A 258-nucleotide genomic window follows, 5' to 3' on the forward strand; every position below is an offset into this window, starting at 1 on the left:
GGGTGGCCCAGGGCAGCCAGTTCGTCGATCAGGCGCGGACTGTGGAAGGGATCAACCTGCGCAGCTACGCCGATGCCCAGCAGCCGATCAAGGACGTGGCGGACAAGCAGATCGACGCTGCCATCAGCGATCGCCTGCTGATTCCCTACGCCATTCGCGACAGCCGCCTGCCGGTGAAGGAAGGCGCCAAGGTCGGACCGACCCTGAGCCTGGCGATCCCCTTCCAGAAAGGTAACCCGGCGTTTCGCGCGAGCCTGG

1 pseudogene is annotated in these 258 nt (G+C 65.9%); it reads left to right on the forward strand.

Features of this window, described 5'->3' with window-relative positions:
* Positions 1-258: pseudogene (locus SB725_RS32220) on the forward strand (cystine ABC transporter substrate-binding protein); the annotation flags it as partial.

This window comes from Pseudomonas sp. SIMBA_041 (assembly GCF_046535095.1).
Lineage (GTDB): Bacteria > Pseudomonadota > Gammaproteobacteria > Pseudomonadales > Pseudomonadaceae > Aquipseudomonas > Aquipseudomonas mucoides.